At 64.2% G+C, this 17796-nt stretch carries 19 protein-coding genes and 3 tRNA genes; 10 read left to right on the top strand and 12 right to left on the bottom strand.

Annotated features, from left to right (window positions below):
• Positions 1 to 8: 8 nt before the first annotated feature.
• Together phaP and AC56LR_RS02695 are read right to left on the bottom strand one after the other, a co-directional pair.
• On the bottom strand, positions 9 to 560 hold the full coding sequence (phaP, locus tag AC56LR_RS02700; RefSeq protein WP_497127133.1) for a TIGR01841 family phasin: 552 nt from the start codon (positions 558 to 560) through the stop codon (positions 9 to 11).
• Between the two features lie 54 nt (positions 561 to 614).
• On the bottom strand, positions 615 to 815 hold the full coding sequence (locus tag AC56LR_RS02695; protein ID WP_497127130.1) for a hypothetical protein: 201 nt from the start codon (positions 813 to 815) through the stop codon (positions 615 to 617).
• A gap of 102 nt (positions 816 to 917) precedes the next feature.
• On the opposite strand from AC56LR_RS02695, the gene cueR reads away from it, so the two are divergent.
• A complete protein-coding gene (gene cueR, locus AC56LR_RS02690; protein ID WP_497127128.1) occupies positions 918 to 1328 on the top strand; it encodes a Cu(I)-responsive transcriptional regulator in 411 nt (136 codons plus the stop codon).
• A gap of 83 nt (positions 1329 to 1411) precedes the next feature.
• On the opposite strand, the gene AC56LR_RS02685 is transcribed toward cueR, so the two are convergent.
• From AC56LR_RS02685 to AC56LR_RS02675, 3 genes are all read right to left on the bottom strand, one after another.
• Positions 1412 to 1496, bottom strand: a tRNA-Leu gene (locus tag AC56LR_RS02685).
• A gap of 100 nt (positions 1497 to 1596) precedes the next feature.
• Positions 1597 to 1681: transfer RNA gene (locus AC56LR_RS02680), tRNA-Leu, on the bottom strand.
• A 63-nt stretch (positions 1682 to 1744) separates the two neighbouring features.
• Positions 1745 to 1829 (bottom strand) — tRNA-Leu (locus AC56LR_RS02675).
• Between the two features lie 325 nt (positions 1830 to 2154).
• On the opposite strand from AC56LR_RS02675, the gene rnr reads away from it, so the two are divergent.
• The 4 genes from rnr to AC56LR_RS02655 all read left to right on the top strand — a co-directional run bounded on the left by rnr (position 2155) and on the right by AC56LR_RS02655 (position 7337).
• The gene (rnr, locus tag AC56LR_RS02670) at positions 2155 to 4989 is read left to right on the top strand and encodes a ribonuclease R (RefSeq protein WP_497127126.1); all 2835 of its coding nucleotides are present in this window, start codon (positions 2155 to 2157) and stop codon (positions 4987 to 4989) included.
• Between the two features lie 3 nt (positions 4990 to 4992).
• Positions 4993 to 5736, top strand: coding sequence for a 23S rRNA (guanosine(2251)-2'-O)-methyltransferase RlmB (gene rlmB, locus AC56LR_RS02665; RefSeq protein WP_497127123.1), 744 nt, complete (start codon positions 4993 to 4995; stop codon positions 5734 to 5736).
• A gap of 159 nt (positions 5737 to 5895) precedes the next feature.
• A complete protein-coding gene (gene cysE, locus AC56LR_RS02660; RefSeq protein WP_497127120.1) occupies positions 5896 to 6645 on the top strand; it encodes a serine O-acetyltransferase in 750 nt (249 codons plus the stop codon).
• 8 nt (positions 6646 to 6653) lie between these two features.
• Positions 6654 to 7337 carry a YceH family protein gene (locus AC56LR_RS02655; RefSeq protein WP_497127117.1) on the top strand — a complete coding sequence of 228 codons (684 nt, stop codon included), beginning with the start codon at positions 6654 to 6656 and terminating at the stop codon, positions 7335 to 7337.
• Here the strand turns inward: AC56LR_RS02655 and AC56LR_RS02650 are convergent.
• From AC56LR_RS02650 to AC56LR_RS02635, 4 genes are read right to left on the bottom strand one after another with little or no spacing between them, the layout of a single operon-like run.
• The gene (locus tag AC56LR_RS02650; RefSeq protein ID WP_497127115.1) at positions 7297 to 8106 is read right to left on the bottom strand and encodes a hypothetical protein; all 810 of its coding nucleotides are present in this window, start codon (positions 8104 to 8106) and stop codon (positions 7297 to 7299) included. The two genes, AC56LR_RS02655 and AC56LR_RS02650, sit on opposite strands and share 41 nt — an antisense overlap.
• The gene (locus AC56LR_RS02645; protein ID WP_497127113.1) at positions 8106 to 9074 is read right to left on the bottom strand and encodes a hypothetical protein; all 969 of its coding nucleotides are present in this window, start codon (positions 9072 to 9074) and stop codon (positions 8106 to 8108) included. Before AC56LR_RS02645 ends, AC56LR_RS02650 begins: the two co-directional genes overlap by 1 nt.
• The gene (locus AC56LR_RS02640) at positions 9071 to 9943 is read right to left on the bottom strand and encodes an ABC transporter ATP-binding protein (protein ID WP_497127111.1); all 873 of its coding nucleotides are present in this window, start codon (positions 9941 to 9943) and stop codon (positions 9071 to 9073) included. Before AC56LR_RS02640 ends, AC56LR_RS02645 begins: the two co-directional genes overlap by 4 nt.
• Positions 9940 to 10317, bottom strand: a complete 378-nt coding sequence (locus AC56LR_RS02635; RefSeq protein ID WP_497127109.1) for a GntR family transcriptional regulator — start codon at positions 10315 to 10317, stop codon at positions 9940 to 9942. The genes AC56LR_RS02640 and AC56LR_RS02635 overlap by 4 nt, the downstream gene beginning before the upstream one ends.
• A gap of 204 nt (positions 10318 to 10521) precedes the next feature.
• On the opposite strand from AC56LR_RS02635, the gene AC56LR_RS02630 reads away from it, so the two are divergent.
• Complete coding sequence (locus AC56LR_RS02630) at positions 10522 to 10914, top strand: type II TA system antitoxin MqsA family protein (RefSeq protein WP_497127107.1); 393 nt, start codon at positions 10522 to 10524, stop codon at positions 10912 to 10914.
• Positions 10915 to 11020: 106 nt separating this feature from the next.
• Here the strand turns inward: AC56LR_RS02630 and AC56LR_RS02625 are convergent, their stop codons facing one another.
• Genes AC56LR_RS02625 through AC56LR_RS02615 form a run of 3 tightly spaced genes read right to left on the bottom strand, consistent with a single transcriptional unit; the run spans position 11021 to position 12969 of the window.
• Complete coding sequence (locus tag AC56LR_RS02625) at positions 11021 to 11755, bottom strand: UDP-2,3-diacylglucosamine diphosphatase (RefSeq protein ID WP_497127105.1); 735 nt, start codon at positions 11753 to 11755, stop codon at positions 11021 to 11023.
• A 40-nt stretch (positions 11756 to 11795) separates the two neighbouring features.
• Positions 11796 to 12287, bottom strand: coding sequence for a peptidylprolyl isomerase (locus tag AC56LR_RS02620; RefSeq protein ID WP_497127103.1), 492 nt, complete (start codon positions 12285 to 12287; stop codon positions 11796 to 11798).
• A 49-nt stretch (positions 12288 to 12336) separates the two neighbouring features.
• Positions 12337 to 12969, bottom strand: coding sequence for a peptidylprolyl isomerase (locus AC56LR_RS02615; protein ID WP_497127101.1), 633 nt, complete (start codon positions 12967 to 12969; stop codon positions 12337 to 12339).
• Between the two features lie 255 nt (positions 12970 to 13224).
• Here AC56LR_RS02615 and cysS point away from each other — a divergent pair, with 255 nt between their 5' ends.
• The 4 genes from cysS to tilS all read left to right on the top strand — a co-directional run bounded on the left by cysS (position 13225) and on the right by tilS (position 17768).
• Positions 13225 to 14616, top strand: coding sequence for a cysteine--tRNA ligase (gene cysS, locus AC56LR_RS02610; RefSeq protein ID WP_497127098.1), 1392 nt, complete (start codon positions 13225 to 13227; stop codon positions 14614 to 14616).
• The gene (locus AC56LR_RS02605) at positions 14616 to 15272 is read left to right on the top strand and encodes a DNA-3-methyladenine glycosylase family protein (protein WP_497127096.1); all 657 of its coding nucleotides are present in this window, start codon (positions 14616 to 14618) and stop codon (positions 15270 to 15272) included. The genes cysS and AC56LR_RS02605 overlap by 1 nt, the downstream gene beginning before the upstream one ends.
• A gap of 112 nt (positions 15273 to 15384) precedes the next feature.
• A complete protein-coding gene (locus AC56LR_RS02600; protein ID WP_497127094.1) occupies positions 15385 to 16362 on the top strand; it encodes an acetyl-CoA carboxylase carboxyltransferase subunit alpha in 978 nt (325 codons plus the stop codon).
• Entirely contained in the window at positions 16359 to 17768 is a 1410-nt protein-coding gene (gene tilS / locus AC56LR_RS02595) for a tRNA lysidine(34) synthetase TilS (RefSeq protein WP_497127092.1), read from the top strand. Before AC56LR_RS02600 ends, tilS begins: the two co-directional genes overlap by 4 nt.
• Positions 17769 to 17796: the final 28 nt, after the last annotated feature.

Here is a 17796-nt window from a genome sequence, read left to right as displayed (position 1 = left end):
GGCGAAGGCTAGTCCGCCTTTTTTTCCGTTCCCGGCTGGACCATCGAGCTGGCCTTGGCGATCTGCTCTTCGACGGTCTGGACGGCCTGGCGGGTGGCTTGCGTCACCTGCTCATAACCCTTGAAGGCGTTGTCGATGGCGGTCTTGATGATCTCGACGGCGTTCTCGGAACCCGGCTTGACGTTTTGCGTGACGTCATAAATCAGCGCCGACAGGGTGCTCTTGGCTTCGGCCACATGGGTATCGGCGGCCTGGCGGAACTCCTGGTGCATCTCGTCGATGATGGTTTTCATCTGCTCGCGGTATTCGGTGGCGCCGGCCGCGCCCGGCTGCATGCGGGCATGCAGCGCGGCGATCGCCGCTTTCGGGTCGCTGGCCTTGGCCATTTCCTGGCCGGCGGCAATCGAGCCTTCCATCGAGCTCTTCGCTACATTCATGTTCAGCGCCACCACCTGTTCCACGCCTTTCACCGTCTTGCTGGCAAGGGCGTTGAAGGTCTGCATCTGCAGGTCGAACAGGGTCTTGGTGGCGTTGGCGAACTGCTCCGGACTGGTGAACATCGGTGTCTCCTCCGTATGATGGGAATGGATCGTTGAGCTGCGCTTGCTACCCCATTATTTAGCAACAATGAGTTTTTCGCAACGCGCGTCCCGATACGGCCCGGCTGATTTTTCCCAACCGGGTCCGAGCGGGGTCTGCGAGCAAGCCAGCGCGCCGTTGAGTTTGCTGCGCCACTGGAACCAGGGCGCCGGGCCCGCCAGCGCGGCGTTCGCCGCGAGGACGAGGATCAGGAGACTAGGGACAATGTGTTTCATGGCCAGTCGAGCTTACCCCGATGGGGCGGCAAGTCAAGCGCTGCCTTGACCTTCCTACGATGGGAAGGTGTATTCTGCCGAGGGATACAACAGGAGATGACGATGCGCCAGGGAGAAACGCTGCTGAACATCGGCGACGCCGCCAAGGCATCCGGCGTCTCGGCCAAGATGATTCGCCACTACGAATCGATCGGGCTGATTGGCCAAGCCCGGCGCACCGACGCCGGCTACCGCGTGTACACCGGACAGGATGTGCACGTGCTGCAGTTCGTGCATCGGGCCAGGGCGCTCGGCTTTTCGCTCGAGCAGATCGGCCAGCTGCTGGAACTATGGCGCGACGAGCAGCGCGCCAGCGCCGACGTGCACGCACTGGCGCGCAGCCATATCGCCGAACTGGACAAGAAGATCGCGGACATGCAAGCGATGCGCCGCACGCTCGAAGCGCTGGCCGCCTCCTGCCATGGCGATGCGCGTTCGAACTGCCCGATCCTGGACGACCTCGCGGCGCACTAGAAAAGGGGAGGCACAACGCAAAACGCCGTAAGCCTTTTTCAAAGCTTACGGCGTTTTGCGGGATATGACATCCAGGTAGAGTTTGGTGCCCACGGAGGGACTCGAACCCCCACACCTCGCGGCACATGGACCTGAACCATGCGCGTCTACCAATTCCGCCACGTGGGCACTGACACTACCACTTCGCTCACTGCGATTACTGTGCTGCCTTCCGCTCCGGCGGGAAACCCGCCGGGCCTACGATACTGCATACTTCTGCGGAATTCTATGGTGCCCACGGAGGGACTCGAACCCCCACACCTCGCGGCACATGGACCTGAACCATGCGCGTCTACCAATTCCGCCACGTGGGCACTGTTACTGCAACTTCAACTACGCTTTGCTACGAACTGCTGCGGAAATCACTTCCGGTAGAGTGGTGCCCACGGAGGGACTCGAACCCCCACACCTCGCGGCACATGGACCTGAACCATGCGCGTCTACCAATTCCGCCACGTGGGCACTGAACTGCTTACTCTGCTACAATAGCAGGCTTTGTCGTTTTTCGCTAGATCAACCTTCGTTGCTCATCGCAGCAAAACACCATCCCGCTACTGCCTTCTCTCCCGCTGCGGCTTGCGCCCCTTGCTGAAGAGACCGAGATTATAGCGGAAGGTTTGCAAAAGTCAAAGACCCGCCGCGGCAAGTTTTCCCCGGCACGCTTCGCGCCTTATGTTAGGCGAATCCCCGCGTCCTCCGTTACACTACGCCTGTCAAGGTGTCAATCAACACAATCCCCGGCTTCGCAAATGGCGGCGCCCACAATCAAGAGAAATAAGAAAACGATTTGAAGCAACCTACTCATACCATTCCGAGCCGCGAGGAAATCCTCGCCGTCTTCCGTACTGCCAAGAATCCGCTCGACGCGGCCGAGCTGGCGCGCGCCCTGAAGGTCAAGCCTGCCGCGCAGGAAGTGCTGGGCCGCCGCCTGAACGCGATGGAGCGGGACGGCCAGATCCGCATCGATAACAGCGGCACCTATGCGCTGGCCGACCAGTCCAGCTTCATCACCGGCCGCGTCAGCGCGCACCGCGACGGCTACGGCTTCGTCATTCCGGATGAAGGCGGTGACGATCTCTTCCTGAACGACAAGGAAATGAACAAGGTCCTGAACGGCGACCGCGTGCGCGCACGCGTCACCGGCACCGACCGCCGCGGCCGCCTCGAAGGCACCATCGTCGAGGTGGTCACGCGCGCCAATACCCACATCATCGGACGCCTGATGAACGAGGGCGGCGTCTGGATCGTCTCGCCTGAAGACAACCGCATGAGCCAGGACGTCCTGGTAGCAGGCGGACCAGGCAAGGCCAAGGCCGGCCAGGTCGTCAGCGTCGAGGTCATCGAGCAGCCATCGCGCTTCCAGCAGCCGACCGGCAGGATCCACGAAGTGCTCGGCGAGCTCGACGACCCGGGCATGGAAATCGAAATCGCCGTGCGCAAGTTCGGCGTGCCGCACGTGTTCTCGCCCGCGGCACTGAAGCAGGCCAACCGCCTGCCGAACGAAGTGATCGACACCGACCTGCTTGATCGCGTCGACCTGCGCGACGTGCCCCTGGTGACCATCGACGGCGAAGACGCGCGCGACTTCGACGATGCGGTGTACTGCGAGCCGGTCAAGATCGGCAAGACCAGCGGCTACCGCCTGCTCGTCGCCATCGCCGACGTCAGCCATTATGTGAAGCCGAACGACGCGCTGGATATCGATGCAATCGAGCGCAGCACCTCGGTGTATTTCCCGCGCCGCGTGATCCCGATGCTGCCCGAGAAGCTGTCCAACGGCCTGTGTTCGCTCAATCCGGCGGTGGACCGCTGCACCCTGGTGTGCGACATGGTCGTCACCATGGAGGGCGAGGTCACGGCCTACCAGTTCTACCCGGCCGTGATGCACTCGGCCGCGCGCCTGACCTATAACGAAGTGGCCGACATCCTCGGCGACACGGCCGGCCCCGAAGCCCGGCGCCGCCCGGGCATCGTGCCGCACCTGCTGCACCTGAACGACGTGTTCCGTGCGCTGCTCAAGGCGCGCCAGCAGCGCGGTGCGATCGACTTCGAGACCACCGAAACCTATATCGTCTGTAATGCCGTGGGCAAGATCGAGAAGATCATCCCGCGCACCCGCAACGATGCGCACCGCCTGATCGAAGAGTGCATGCTGGCCGCGAACGTCTGCGCCGCCGACCTGCTGATCCACCACAAGCATCCGGGCACCTTCCGCGTGCACGCGGTGCCGACCGAAGAAAAGCTGAACCAGCTGCGCACCTTCCTGAAGCTCGTCGGCCTGAACCTGGGCGGCGGCAGCAAGCCGACCGCGCGCGACTACGCCGAGACGATGCAGAAGATCAAGGAGCGCCCGGATGCCGCGCTCTTGCAAACCATGCTGCTGCGCTCGATGCAGCAAGCGGTCTACAGCCCGGACAACGTCGGCCACTTCGGCCTGGCCTACGAGGCCTATGCCCACTTCACCAGCCCGATCCGCCGCTACCCGGACCTGCTGACCCACCGCGCCATCAAGGCCATCTTGCAAGGCAAGAAGTACGAGCCGAAGGGCATCGAGCTGGGCAAGCTGAACACGACCATGTCGAATTCCGCGCGCAAGCAGGCCGCCAAGGACAAGGCCGCCGGCACGCAGAAGAACGAAAAAGACCTGACCATCTGGGACGCCCTGGGCGTGCACTGCTCGGCCAACGAGCGCCGCGCCGACGAAGCCTCGCGCGACGTCGAGAACTGGCTCAAGTGCTTCTTCATGCAGGACAAGCTCGGCGAAGACTTCACCGGCACCGTGTCCGGCGTGACCGCCTTCGGCATCTTCGTGACCCTCGACGAGCTGTATGTCGAAGGCCTGGTGCACATCAGCGCCCTGGGCACCGATTACTTCCAGTACGACGAAGCGCGCCACGAACTGCGCGGCGAGCGTAGCGGCCAGCGCTACGGCCTGACCAGCAAGGTCACCGTCAAGGTGGCGAAGGTCGACCTCGAGTCGCGCAAGATCGACCTGGTGCTGGCCGACAGCGGCGCGAGCGTGCCGGCGCCGATGGAACGCGCGCGCCAGGCCGGCATCGATGCGATGGAGCCGAAGGGCCAGAATTCAGGCAAGCAGTCCGGTTCGCGCCGCGGCCGCGACAAGGACCGTGGACGCGGCAAGGGCCGCGCGCCGGAAGCTGCCGCTGCCGCCGTGCCGTCGCGTTTCATGAGCACCGAAATCGAAACTTCAGACGAACAGGATGTGGCCGCGCCGTCGAAGCGTCCGTCGCGCAGCGCCCGCAAGGCCGCTGCCGCAGCCCGGAATGCCGGTAACAGCGCGGAGACCGATGCCGTGGCGCCTGTGACGCCTGTTGCGGCGCCGGCGGCCAAGCCGGCCAAGGCTCCTGCCAAGGCCAAGGCTCCGGCCAAGGTCAAGGCCCCGGCCGAAGTCGCGCTTCCAGCCGAGGCGCCAGCCAAGGCCAAGGCGCCGGCCAAGAAGGCCCCGGCCAAGACCGTCGCCAAGGCCCCTGCCAAGACTGCGGCCAAGACCGCAGTAAAACCTGTCGCCAAGACCCCAAGCAAGAGTGCCGCCAAGTCGAGCGCACCGAAAACCAGGGCGGAGGCCAAGCCCCCCGCCGCCAAAACCAGCCGGAAGAAGTAAGCAATGAAAAATAAAATGTTATTCGGGTTCCACGCCGTGACCTCGCGTCTGCGGCACGAGGCGCAATCGGTGGAAGAAATCTTCGTCGACGCAACGCGCCAGGACCGCCGCATGCAGGACCTGATCGCCAACGCCAAGTCGGTCGGCGTGCGAGTCATGCCGGTCGATGCCTCGCGCCTCGACAAGATCACCGGCACCCGCCGCCACCAGGGTGTGATCGCCTTCGCCAGCCAGCTGGCGCTGGCGCGCAACCTCGACGAGCTGCTCGACGCCATCGAAGGCCCGCCGCTGCTGCTGATCCTGGACGGCATCACCGATCCGCACAACCTCGGCGCTTGCCTGCGCGTGGCCGACGGTGTCGGCGCCCATGCGGTCATCGTCCCGAAAGACCGCGCGGTCGGCCTGAACGCCACCGCCGCCAAGGTTGCCAGCGGCGCCGCCGAGACGGTTCCCTACATCACCGTCACCAACCTGGCGCGCACCATGCGCGAGCTCAAGGAACGCGACATCCTCCTGATCGGCACCACCGACGACGCCGATATGGGCCTGTACGAAGCCGACTTCACCGGCCCGGCCGCCCTGGTCATGGGCTCGGAAGGCGAGGGCATGCGCCGCCTGACCCGCGAGACCTGCGACGTGCTGGTCGGCATTCCGATGTTCGGCTCGGTCGAGAGCCTGAACGTGTCGGTCGCGTCGGGCGTCTGTCTATATGAAGCGCGCCGCCAGCGCATCGCGCGCGAAGGCTGAGTGAGCCAACGCTTGCTGTGACGGGTTTCACGAAAAATTGGGTTCCCTAAGGGAGCCCAATTTCGTTCTGCAGCCCCGGCCCCATCTTTCCCCGCATCACCTTAAGCACCCACCCGCAACATACGCTACCATCCCACTTGGTTTGCGATCATCCTTATTATGTTTTCCAACTTATTTACCAAGCTGCGTGGCGATATCCGCAATATCCTGGAGCGCGACCCTGCCGCACGTAACGGCTGGGAAGTCCTGACCTGCTATCCCGGCCTGCATGCCGTGATCATGCACGGCTGGGCGCATGCCTGCTGGAAGCTGAACCTGAAGTGGATCGGCCGCTTCATTTCCTATGCCGCGCGCGTCGTCACCGGCATCGAGATCCACCCCGGCGCCGTGATCGGCCGGCGCGTCTTCATCGACCACGGCTTCGGCGTCGTCATCGGCGAGACCGCCGTGGTGGGCGACGACTGCACCATCTACCAGGGCGTCACCCTGGGCGGCACCACGCTGGTGGCCGGCACCAAGCGCCACCCGACCCTGGAGCGCGGCGTGATCGTCGGCGCCGGAGCCCAGGTGCTGGGCGCCTTCACGGTCGGCGAATACGCCAAGATCGGCTCCAACGCCGTCGTCATCAAGCCGGTGCCAAGCGGCGCGACGGCCGTCGGCAACCCGGCCCACATCATCCGTAAGGAAGACCAGTCGCGCAGCGCCCACCTGTTCGCCGCCTATGGCGTCACGCCCAACGGCGACGACCCGCTGTCGAAAGCCCTGCGCGGGCTGATCGACCACGTGGCCAGGCAGGACGAGCAGATCGAGCGCCTGACCAACACCATGCGCGAAGCCGGCCTGTGCTGTCCGAAGGTGGAGGAGGGTGATAAACTCGACTCGGAACAACTGAACCGACTGGTCGAATAAGGAAACGCATGACGAATGAAGCCACTGGCGCGCCGGGCAGCGACAGCCCTGCGGTGCTGGACACTCTGGAAACCCGCGTGCTCGCGGTGCTGGCCGAGAAAGAGGCGCTCACGCCCGACAACTACCCGATGTCGCTCAACGCCATCGTCAACGGCTGCAACCAGCTGTCCAGCCGCGATCCGGTGATGCAGATGACCGACGAGGTCGTGCAGGACACGCTGCAGCGCCTCATCGAACGCAAGCTGGTCAATGCGACTTCGCAAGCGGGCGCCCGCGTCGTGAAATACGAGCACCGCATGCGCATCAAGTGGACCCTGGAGCAGGACAAGGTCGCCGTGCTGGCGATCCTGATGCTGCGCGGCCTGCAGACTGCCGGCGAGATCCGCACCCGCACCGGCCGCCTGCATGAATTCAAGAGCGTGCAGGACGTCGAGGCCACGCTGCAGTTCCTGATCGATAAATACCCGCCGCTGGTGGCGCGCCTGGAACGCGCACCGGGCACCAAGGAGCCGCGCTACGGCCACCTGCTGGGCGGCGAGATCGCAGCCAATGCCTACGAACCTGCGGCCGCCGGCGCTTCAGGCAGCAGCGGCGGCCGCGTCGGCCAGCTGGAACAGGAAGTCGCCGCCCTGCGCGGCGAACTCGAAAACCTCAAGGCCCAGTTCGAGGCGTTCCGCCAGCAGTTCCAGTAGGCGGTTCCTCGAAGCTCAGCTCGACGATCGCATCGTCGCTCCAGCTGGTATTCCCGATCGGGACGTTGAACGATTTCCCCTGGACTTGCAGCTGCGCCGAGCGATTGCCCTCGACCAGCAGGGCGCGCGCCAGGGGCCGCTCGGCCCGGTAGCCGAAATGCGCTTCCTTCTTCGCCTCGGCATAGGCGCCGCCTCTTTCATCGCCGAAGAAACCGCACCAGTCGGTCCTGAGCAGGACGCCGTTGACCAGCACCACGGCCCACAGCGGCATTTCTTCCTTTCCGATCGCGATCATGACCTTGCATTCCAGCCGCAGGTCGCCCAGGCGGCGCTGGTTGGCGCCCAGGCCCGGCGTGCGGATGTCGGGCTCGATGCGGTAGGCGTGGCGTTTCCGGTTCAGTTCCAGCTCGCTCCTGGCGTCCAGCGCCGCCTCGCTGCGGGGCACCACGAAGCGCATGCCGGCATCCAGGGCCAGGGGCAGCTTGAAGCCATCGTCCCCGGCCAGGCGCACCGCCAGCGGCTCCAGCTTGTCGTCCGTGCCGCGCGGCGTGAGCCGGAACTCCAGCTTCGGAACCGTGGGCGCCAGCTTGCGGTGCTTGTCGAACGCATCCAGTCCCGCCAGCACCGCCTTGTACTTGCGCACCTCCGGGTTGCGCATCGCATTGACGTGCACCGGATCGAGTTCCTTGACCCGCGCCTCCTGTGCGGCGCCGGCGGCGCTGCACAGGAGCAGGGTGGCGGCAAGGATGGCTTTCAGTGCCCGCATCATCAACCCTCGTCGCGGAAACGGCGCAGGCGGATCGCCGCGTACAGCATCGCCACGCCGGCCGCCACGCCCAGCCACACGCCCGGCGTCGCCAGGGTCAGGTAGGACTGGCCGAGCAGCAGTGCCGGGTCGATCCCCTTGTCCGCATTGTCGAAGACCGACATGTCGGCGGCGCCCAGCCAGATCCCCGGCAGCAGGCCGCCGAGGCCGCGCACCACCACCTGCTCGACGAACCAGTCGACGTCGACCAGCGTGTTCGACACCTGGCTGAGCAGGAAATTGAACCACTTGAGCAGCACCACCGTGATCAGGGGAATACCCACCGCCCACAGGAAGACCTTGGAGCGCGCCCAGCTCGACACCAGCAGCAGCCAGCCGACGGTCGGTAGCGCCCACAGGATGTACAGCGGCAGGAAGGCCAGCAGGTACAGGGGACTGAGATACAGGTTCGGTTCCGACAGCACCGGTGCGAACAGATTCAGGCCCTTGCCGGCGGCGGCGATCATGCCGAGCACCAGCAGCACCAGCGAGGCGGCGACGGCGACGACGATCGTGACCAGCGGCGCCACCACCAGGGCGGTGACGACTTTCGAGAGCACGGTGTCGCGGTCCGACAGCGGCAGCGACTTCCAGAACAGGATGCTGCGGTCGCGCCGGTCGTCGTACAGGGCCGACAGGCAGTAGAAGAACACCACCACCGGCAGCACGATGAACAGGGGCGCGGCGATGCCCATGTAGCTCGAGGCCGCGATGTGGGCGATCTTGTAGCGCAGCGCCTGCGGGAAGCCCTGGATCGAGACCAGGTTCTGGCCGTCGATCTGGATGTGTTCCGTCCCGCCGAAAGCCATGCTGTACATGAAGCCGCCGCCGATGAAGACCACCATCGCGATGGCCACCGCGATCGGCGCCCAGAAGAATGCGCCCTTGTGCTCCCAGAACTCGCGCTGGAGCAGCCATTTCATGGTTTTCATGCGTAGGTTCCTTTCATGGTTGCGACGAACAGGTCGGCAACGCTGGGGTTACGGGTTTCGCCCAGCTGGGCGAGCTGGCTGCGTGCCACGCCGCCCGATTTGTTCGCATCGAACAGCATCACCGACTTGCCGAACACGGTGCGCTGGTCGATCGGCTGCAGCGCGTTGGCCGCATTGACCTTGTCGGCCGCAACCATCACTTCGGTATAGCGCTCGCCGACTTCTTCCATCGACGCCGCCAGCACGATCTTGCCGTCGCGGATGAACATCAGGTCGGTCAGGATGTGCTCGACCTCTTCCACCTGGTGGGTGGTGATGACGATGGTCTTCTCTTCGTCGAAGTAGTCTTCCAGCAGGTTCTGGTAGAACTGCTTGCGGTAGATGATGTCCAGGCCCAGGGTCGGTTCATCGAGTACCAGCAGCTTGGCGTCGATCGCCATCACCAGCGCCAGGTGCAGCTGGACGATCATCCCCTTCGACATCTCCTTGACCTTCATGCCAGGGGCGAGCTTGGTGCCGGCGATGTAGCGCTCGGCCTTGCTGCGGTCGAAGCGCGGGTGCACGCCGGCCACGAAGTCGATCGCGTCGCGTACTTTCAGCCAGCGCGGCAGGATCGCCACGTCGGCGATGAAGCAGACTTCCTTCATCAGGTCGTCGCGCTGGGTGCGCGGGTCGAAGCCCAGCACCGACAGTTGGCCGTCGAAGGGAATCAGGCCCAGCGCCGCTTTCAGGGTGGTGGTCTTGCCCGAGCCGTTGGGACCGATCAGGCCGACGATGCGCCCGGCCGGAATGTCGAAATCGATGCCGTCGACGGCGGTACGCTTGCCGTAGCGCTTGGTCAGGCCGCGCGCCTGGATCACGGCACTCATGCTGTACCTCCCGGCGCCGTGCCGGGGCTGGCGCGCAGCAGCTGTTCGAGGTCCAGGCCGAGGCGGCGGATGCGTTCGACCATGGCAGGCCACTCTTCGCGAATGAAGCGCTCGCGTTCGGTGGACAAGAGTTTCTCGCTTGCTCCTTCGGTGACGTACATGCCAATTCCCCTTCGCTTTTCCACTAAGTTCTCGTCGACCAGTTCCTGGTAAGCCTTCGATACGGTGATCGGATTGAGTTGATATTCGGCCGCGATCTGGCGCACCGAGGGCAGGGCATCGCCCGCCTTGAGCAAGCCGTCGAGCATCATGCCCACCACCCGCTCCTTGAGCTGGCGGTAGATGGGGGTGTTGTCATTCCAGCCGACTGTCATGTCCAGCCCTCCTTTGTCGAAACGCGCTGTGGTTCATCGTGTTACTCCGTGTTGGTGCATCGTTGAGGTGGTGTTGTAGTAATGTATAACACCAGTTTGGTGAGTGTCAACATGCATATGCGAGATTGTTTGAGCCTGCCCTGCGGGCGCGCTGTCGCCGCGCATTTTGGTAGGATGCTAAGCCAGGGAACAAGGAGACGCACGATGCACAACTGCCCGAACTGTGGCGTGTCGCCACTGGTCCACGCCGCCCGCGAGATGGTCTACAGCTACAAGGGGAAGAGCCTCACGATTCCCGAGGTGATGGCCGACTGCTGCGCCGGCTGCAGCGAGGTGATCTTCACGATGGGCGAGCACGAACACTACGGCGAGCTGATCAAGGAGTTCAGGCGCCAGGTCGACGAAGCGGGGCCGGTCGAGATCCGCAACATGCGCAAGGCGCTCGGGCTGACCCGGGGCAAGGCGGACGAGATGTTCGGCGAAGGGGAGGGGGAGTTTGCCCGCTTCGAGGCGGGGAAAGCGGAAGCGCCGGTGGCGCTGGTGAAGCTGCTGCGGTTGCTGGGAAGGCATCCGCAACTGTTGGACGAAGTACGGTAGGGTGGGCGGGTCTCCCGCCCGCGCGTTCAAATCCGGCTCGTTCAAACGCGACGATTATTCATGCCCATGTTGAACGCGCGGGCGGCGGAGCCGCCCACCCTACGTATCAATCGACTACGCGGGGCGTAAACCGACCACGCTCATCCAGCTCCAGCCACCCACCCCGGAAGGGCGCCACATCCAGCTCCCAATCCGGCAACACATACCGCACCCTTTCACCGACCTCATGCATCGCCGGCCGGTGCGTATGCCCGTGGACGATCACTTCGGCCCCGGTCGCGGCAAACAGCGCATCGACAGCGCCAGGCGTCACATCCATGATCTCGTACGACTGCCCCGCCTGCGCCTCGCGGCTGCCTTCGCGCAATCCGGCGATGATCGCTTTCCTCTGACTAAGGGGCATGCCGAGGAATTGCTGCTGCCATTCGGGGTCGCGCACCTGGGCGCGGAAGGCCATGTACTTGAGGTCGGCGGTGCATTGGGCGTCGCCATGCACCAGCGCAATGCGTTTGCCACCCGCCTCGATGACGTATGGTTCGGCCAGCAAGGTAAGTCCCGCCGCTTCCGCCAGGCCCGGCCCGGCCAGGAAATCGCGGTTCCCCGCCAGCCAATACACGCGCACGCCCGCATCGCTCACGGCGCGCAGCGCATCGATGACTGTTGCGTGGAAAGGCTCGGACAGATCGTCGTCGCCGGCCCAGTATTCGAAGATGTCGCCCAGCAGGTACAACTGCTCGGCTTGCAGCGCGCGCCCGGCCAGGAAGCCGAAAAAGGCCTCGGCCGTGCGCGGGTGCGCCGCCTGCAGGTGCAGGTCGGACACGAAGAGCGCGAGCGTCGTCATCGGATGGATGGGTGCTGCAACAGCCCGCGCACTGCCTTCATCAGATGACTTCGGCTTTTTCGATGATGATCGGCTCGACCGGCACGTCCGAGTGCATGCCCGTGCGGCTGGTCTTGACGGCGTTCATCTGGTCGACGATGTCCTGGCCTTCGGTGACCTTGCCGAACACGGCATAGCCCCAGCCGTCCTGGCCTGGATAGTTCAGGAAGGCGTTGTCTTTGGTGTTGATGAAGAACTGGGCCGATGCCGAGTGCGGGGCCGAGGTGCGGGCCATGGCGACGGTGTACTTGTCGTTCTTCAGGCCGTTCTTGCCTTCGTTCTCGACGGTGGCGTCGGTGGCCTTCTGCTTCATGCCCGGCTCGAAACCGCCGCCCTGGACCATGAAGTCCTTGATCACGCGGTGGAAGATGGTGTTGGTGAAGTGGCCCTTGTTGACGTAGTCGACAAAGTTGGCAACCGTCTTCGGCGCTTTTTCCGCGTCCAGTTCGAGGGTGATGTTGCCCATGTTGGTGGTCAGGCGTACGCTGGTCATCGAATGTCCTTTGAGTTGGTTTTTGTTAAGAGTGCGAGAACCGCAACGCTTATTTTACAAGCTTGTCGCCCTTGAGGACGGTCGCGGACTGAATGAAGATGGGTTTCACCGGCACGTTCTGCATGCCCTTGACGTCGTCCACCAGTACGCCCTTGATTCTGTCCACGACTTCCTGGCCCTTCACGACCTTGCCGAACACGGTATAACCCGAGCCCTTGTAGTTCGGATAGTCGATGCCGGAATTGTCGGCCACGTTGATGAAGAATTGCGAGGTGGCCGAATCCGGATGGTCTTCGCGCGCCATGGCCACCGTGTACGGCTGGTTCGACAGGCCGTTGTTCGATTCGTTCTTGATCGGCTTGTTGGTATGGCGGCCCTCGAACTTCTCGTTCATGCCGCCGGCCTGGATCATGAAGCCTTCGATCACGCGGTGGAAGATCGTGCCCTTGTAAAAGCCCTGCTTCACGTACTGCATGAAGTTGGTCACCGTCTTCGGCGCCTTGTCCTGGTCCAGCTGCAGCACGATCTCGCCCATCGAGGTTTTCAGCGATACCTGGGGCCCGTTGACGGGCGCCGCGGTGGCTTCAAGCGGCGCATCGGCCAAAACGGCGCCAGACAGGAGCAGGGCGCCTGCGCCAAGCGCGAGGCGGCGCAGCAGGAAGGTGCGGATCGATGCGGTCATTGTCTGGGCTCTCCTCTGGTGGACATCGCGCAAGGCGATGTCAAGTCTTTTCCCGAAAAATAAAGCTGAGCCATATGCGGCCAGCCGGGATTTTAACAATGCTATACTTTGCGCGGAACGTCCCATTCTATCAAAGAAGAACAACACCAAGGGTTCAGACGATCTCGACGCAATCCCGCTGTGCCGGCGCACGCTTTACCCAGTGTGTGTCCCGCTACCGCATTGCCCGATTTCTCGTCCCGTTAGAACACACCCATGAGCCAACTCAAGATCTACAACACGCTCGCGCGTGACAAGCAGGTATTTGTCCCAATGGAAGCCGGCAAGGCCGGCATGTATGTCTGCGGCATGACCGTCTACGACTACTGCCACATCGGGCATGCGCGGATGATGATGGCCTTCGACGTGATTTACCGCTGGCTCATGGCGTCGGGCTACGAAGTAAACTACGTCCGCAACATCACCGACATCGATGACAAGATCATCAAGCGCGCCGTGGAAAATGGCGAGAGCATCAAGGAGCTGGTGGCGCGCAATGTCACCTACATGAACGAGGACATCGCTGCTCTCAACATGCTGCCGCCAACGGTCGTGCCGCGCGCCACCGAATACGTGCCGCAGATGCTGTCGATCATCGAGCAGCTCGAAGCCAGGGGCCTGGCCTACAAGAGCGTTGATGGCGACGTGAATTACGCCGTGCGCGGCTTCGAAGGCTACGGCAAGCTGTCGGGCAAGTCGCTCGACGACCTGCGCGCCGGCGAGCGCGTCGACGTCAACAGCGGCAAGCGCGATCCACTCGACTTCGTGCTCTGGAAGGCCGCCAAGGAATCCGAGCCGGCCGAGGCCCAGTGGGATTCGAAATGGGGCAAGGGCCGTCCGGGCTGGCATATCGAGTGCTCGGCCATGTCCTGCGCCACGCTCGGCGAGCATTTCGACATCCATGGCGGCGGCGCCGACCTGCAGTTCCCGCACCACGAGAACGAGATCGCCCAGTCCGAAGGCGCCTTCGGCGGCAACATGGTCAACTACTGGATCCACAACGGCTTCGTGCGCGTGGACAACGAGAAGATGTCCAAGTCCCTGGGCAATTTCTTCACCATCCGCGACGTGCTCAAGCAATACGACGCCGAAGTCATCCGCTTCTTCATCGTGCGCGCGCACTACCGCAGCCCGCTGAACTATTCCGATGCCCATATCGACGACGCCAAGGGCGCGCTGACGCGCCTGTACACGGCGCTGTCGATGGTCGAGCTCGGCAGCGACACCCCGGCGGTGGATTGGGACGAAGCGCACGCCGTGCGTTTCCGCGAAGCGATGGACGACGACTTCAATACCGCGCTGGCAGTGGCCGAGCTGTTCGACCTGGCAAGCGAAGTCAATCGCACCAAGTCGGTGGAGGCCGCGCGTCAGCTGAAAGCCCTGGCCGGCGTGCTGGGCCTGCTCGAGCGTTCGCCCCAGGCCTACCTGCAGGGCGGCAGCGGCGAAGAGGGCGCCGACGCCGGCGTGATTGAGGCCATCGCCCGCCGCGCCGCCGTCAAGAAGGCCCGCAATTTTGCCGAAGCGGACGCCATCCGCGCCGAACTGACTGCCGCCGGGATCATCCTGGAAGACAAGCCGGACGGAACGACGACCTGGCGCCGCGCATAATGGCGGACAAGGACAAGCCGGTGGCGGCGCTTGAAGCGCCGGGCGAACTGTCGGTTCCAGCCTATTGGGCGGAGGCGAAAGCCGCGCTGATGGCGCGCGACCGCATCATGAACAAGCTGATCCCGCAATTCGGCGACCTGCACCTGCGCGGCCATCCCGACCCCTTCACCACGCTGGCCCGTTCCATCGTCGGCCAGCAGGTCACGCCCAAGGCGGCCGACCTGGCCTGGGGCAAGCTGCTCGCCATCTGTCCAAAACTGTCCCCGGCGCAAGTGCTGAAGGCCGGCGCGTTCGAGCTGGCCGGCTGCGGGCTGTCCAAGCGCAAGACCGAATACATCCTCGACCTGGCCGACCATTTCAAGGCAAAACGCGTCCATGCCGATCTGTGGTCGCAGATGGACGACGAGGCCGTCATCGCCGAACTGGTCCAGATCCGCGGCATCAGCCGCTGGACAGCGGAGATGTTTTTGATATTTAATCTGCTCCGCCCGAACGTCCTGCCGCTCGACGACGCCGGCCTGATCCAGGGTATCAGCCAGAACTATTTCTCTGGCGAACCTGTTTCCCGCAGCGATGCGCGCGAGGTCGCCGCCAACTGGGAACCCTGGCGCACGGTGGCCACCTGGTACCTGTGGCGCAGCCTGGACCCTGTTTAGGTCTTCCCAGCGCGCACGGGTACGGTAAAATAGCGCCCAAAATCAGGCCAAAGCAGGCTGGTAGCGTACCGCCGAGACGGACGCTGTGGCCACGAAATAATCCGGAGGTACAATGACTAAAACAACTTTCCTCAATTTTGAACAGCCAATCGCCGAGCTCGATTCCAAGATTGAAGAACTGCGCTTCGTGCAGGACGATTCCGCCGTCGACATCTCCGAAGAGATCGACCGCCTGGCCAAGAAGAGCCAGCAGCTGACCAAGGACATCTACGCCAAGCTCACGCCATGGCAGGTGTCGCAGATCGCCCGCCACCCGCAGCGTCCATACACCATGGACTACGTGAACGAGATCTTCACCGACTTCCACGAACTGCACGGCGACCGTACCTTTGCCGACGACCAGTCGATCATCGGCGGCCTCGCGCGCTTCAACGGCCAGGCCTGCATGGTCATCGGCCACCAGAAGGGCCGCGACACCAAAGAACGCGCCATGCGCAACTTCGGCATGCCGAAACCCGAAGGCTACCGCAAGGCCATGCGCCTGATGAAGGTTGCCGAGAAATTCGGCCTGCCGATCTTCACCTTCGTGGACACCCCGGGCGCCTTCCCGGGCATCGACGCCGAAGAGCGCGGCCAGTCCGAAGCGATCGGCCACAACCTCTACGTCATGGCCGAGCTGAAAGTGCCGCTGATCGCCACCATCATCGGTGAAGGCGGCTCGGGCGGCGCGCTGGCCATCGCCGTGGGCGACGCCGTGCTGATGCTGCAATACGCCACCTATTCGGTGATTTCGCCGGAAGGCTGCGCCTCGATCCTGTGGAAGACCTCGGAGCGCGCTTCCGACGCCGCCGACGCCCTGGGCCTGACCGCGCATCGCCTCAAGGCCATCGGCCTGATCGACAAGATCGTCAGCGAGCCGCTGGGCGGCGCGCATCGCGATCCGAAAGGCATGGCGCAGATGCTCAAGCGCGCACTGGCCGATACCCTGCGCCAGTTCAACGGCGTCAAGACCAAGGATCTGCTCGAAGCCCGTCACCAGAAACTGATGAGCTACGGCAAGTTCAAGGAAACGCTGCCGCGCGAAGAGTGAGCCATCCCAAAGCCGGAGCCGTACCGGCAGTCTTTGCGCAGGCCTTGAGCGGCCTGCGCGCCGCAACTCCCCCGACTTCCCTGGCGATTGCCTGCAGCGGCGGCCTCGATTCGATGGTCCTGCTGCGGCTCGCGCACGACTGGGCGTCGAGCCGGGGCATTGCGCTGCACGTCTTCCACGTCCACCACGGCCTGAGCCCGAATGCCGACGCCTGGCTGGCGCATTGCCGGCAAGCCTGCTCGGCGCTCGGCATCGCGTTCGATCATCGCCGCGTGGACGTCGTCAAGGGCAAGGATGGCACGGAAGCCGCCGCGCGCAAGCTCCGCTACCGCGCCCTGGGCGAGATGTGCCTGCAGCACGGCGTGCCGCTGCTGCTCACCGCCCACCACCTCGACGACCAGGCCGAAACCGTGCTGCTGCAACTGCTGCGCGGCTCGGGGCCGGCCGGCCTGTCCGGCATGGACGCCGCCAACGCGGCGCCCGAACTGCTGGGCGATCCTGCACTTGTCATGGCGCGCCCCTTGCTGTCCGTCTCGCGCGCCGGGCTCGAAGCCTATGCGCAGCTTGAAAATCTGGCGTGGGTGGAAGACGAATCCAATAGCGACCCGCGCTATGCGCGCAATGCGCTGCGCCACACGGTGATGCCCGCCCTGGCCGCGGCCTTCCCGGGCTTCCAGCAGCGCCTGGCGCGCGGCGCGGCGCACGTGCAATCGGCCCAGCGCATGCTGGACGAATTGGCCGCGCAAGATCTCGCCGCCTGCCTCGATGGCGACACCGTCGACCTGGCGCGGCTGCAATTGCTCAGCCGCGACCGCGTGGATAATCTGCTGCGCCACCTGTTCGGCAAGCAGGGCCTGGCCATGCCCTCGACTGCCTGGCTGGCCGAGATGGTGTCGCAATTGTTCTCGGCGCGCGAAGACGCCCAGCTCAAGGTGACGCACCCGGCCTGCCATATCCGCCGCCATCGCGGCAAGCTGCACATCACGCCGCGGCTGCCCGATCTGGCCGGCATGCGCGATCCGGACGATGAAGGCGTGATCGAAAAATTCGGCGAGAGCTTCCGTTGGAGCGGCGAAGCGTCGCTGGCCTTCCCAAGCTACGGCGGCGTGCTGCACTTCGACCCGTCGCCCGAAGGCTTCGATGCAGCCTGGCTGCGCGCGCAAACCCTCACCATCGATTTCCGCAAGGGCGGCGAGCGCCTCAAACTGGCCCCGAACCGCCCGACACGCGGCCTGAAGGCCCATTACCAGTCGCTCGGCGTGCCGGCCTGGGAGCGCGAACGCGCGCCCGTGGTGAGCGCCGGCCGCGCGCTGCTGTTCGCCGCCGGCATCGGCATGGACTGCCATCACCTGGCGACGGGGGAGGGCGAACGCATCGCCCTGCGCTGGTTGGCAGTCCAGGGATAGTTTCTGTACGAAAAACGTATTACTTTAT

This window comes from Telluria sp. ZT3P39 (assembly GCF_059685935.1).
This window is presented reverse-complemented; position numbering and strand designations above follow the sequence as displayed.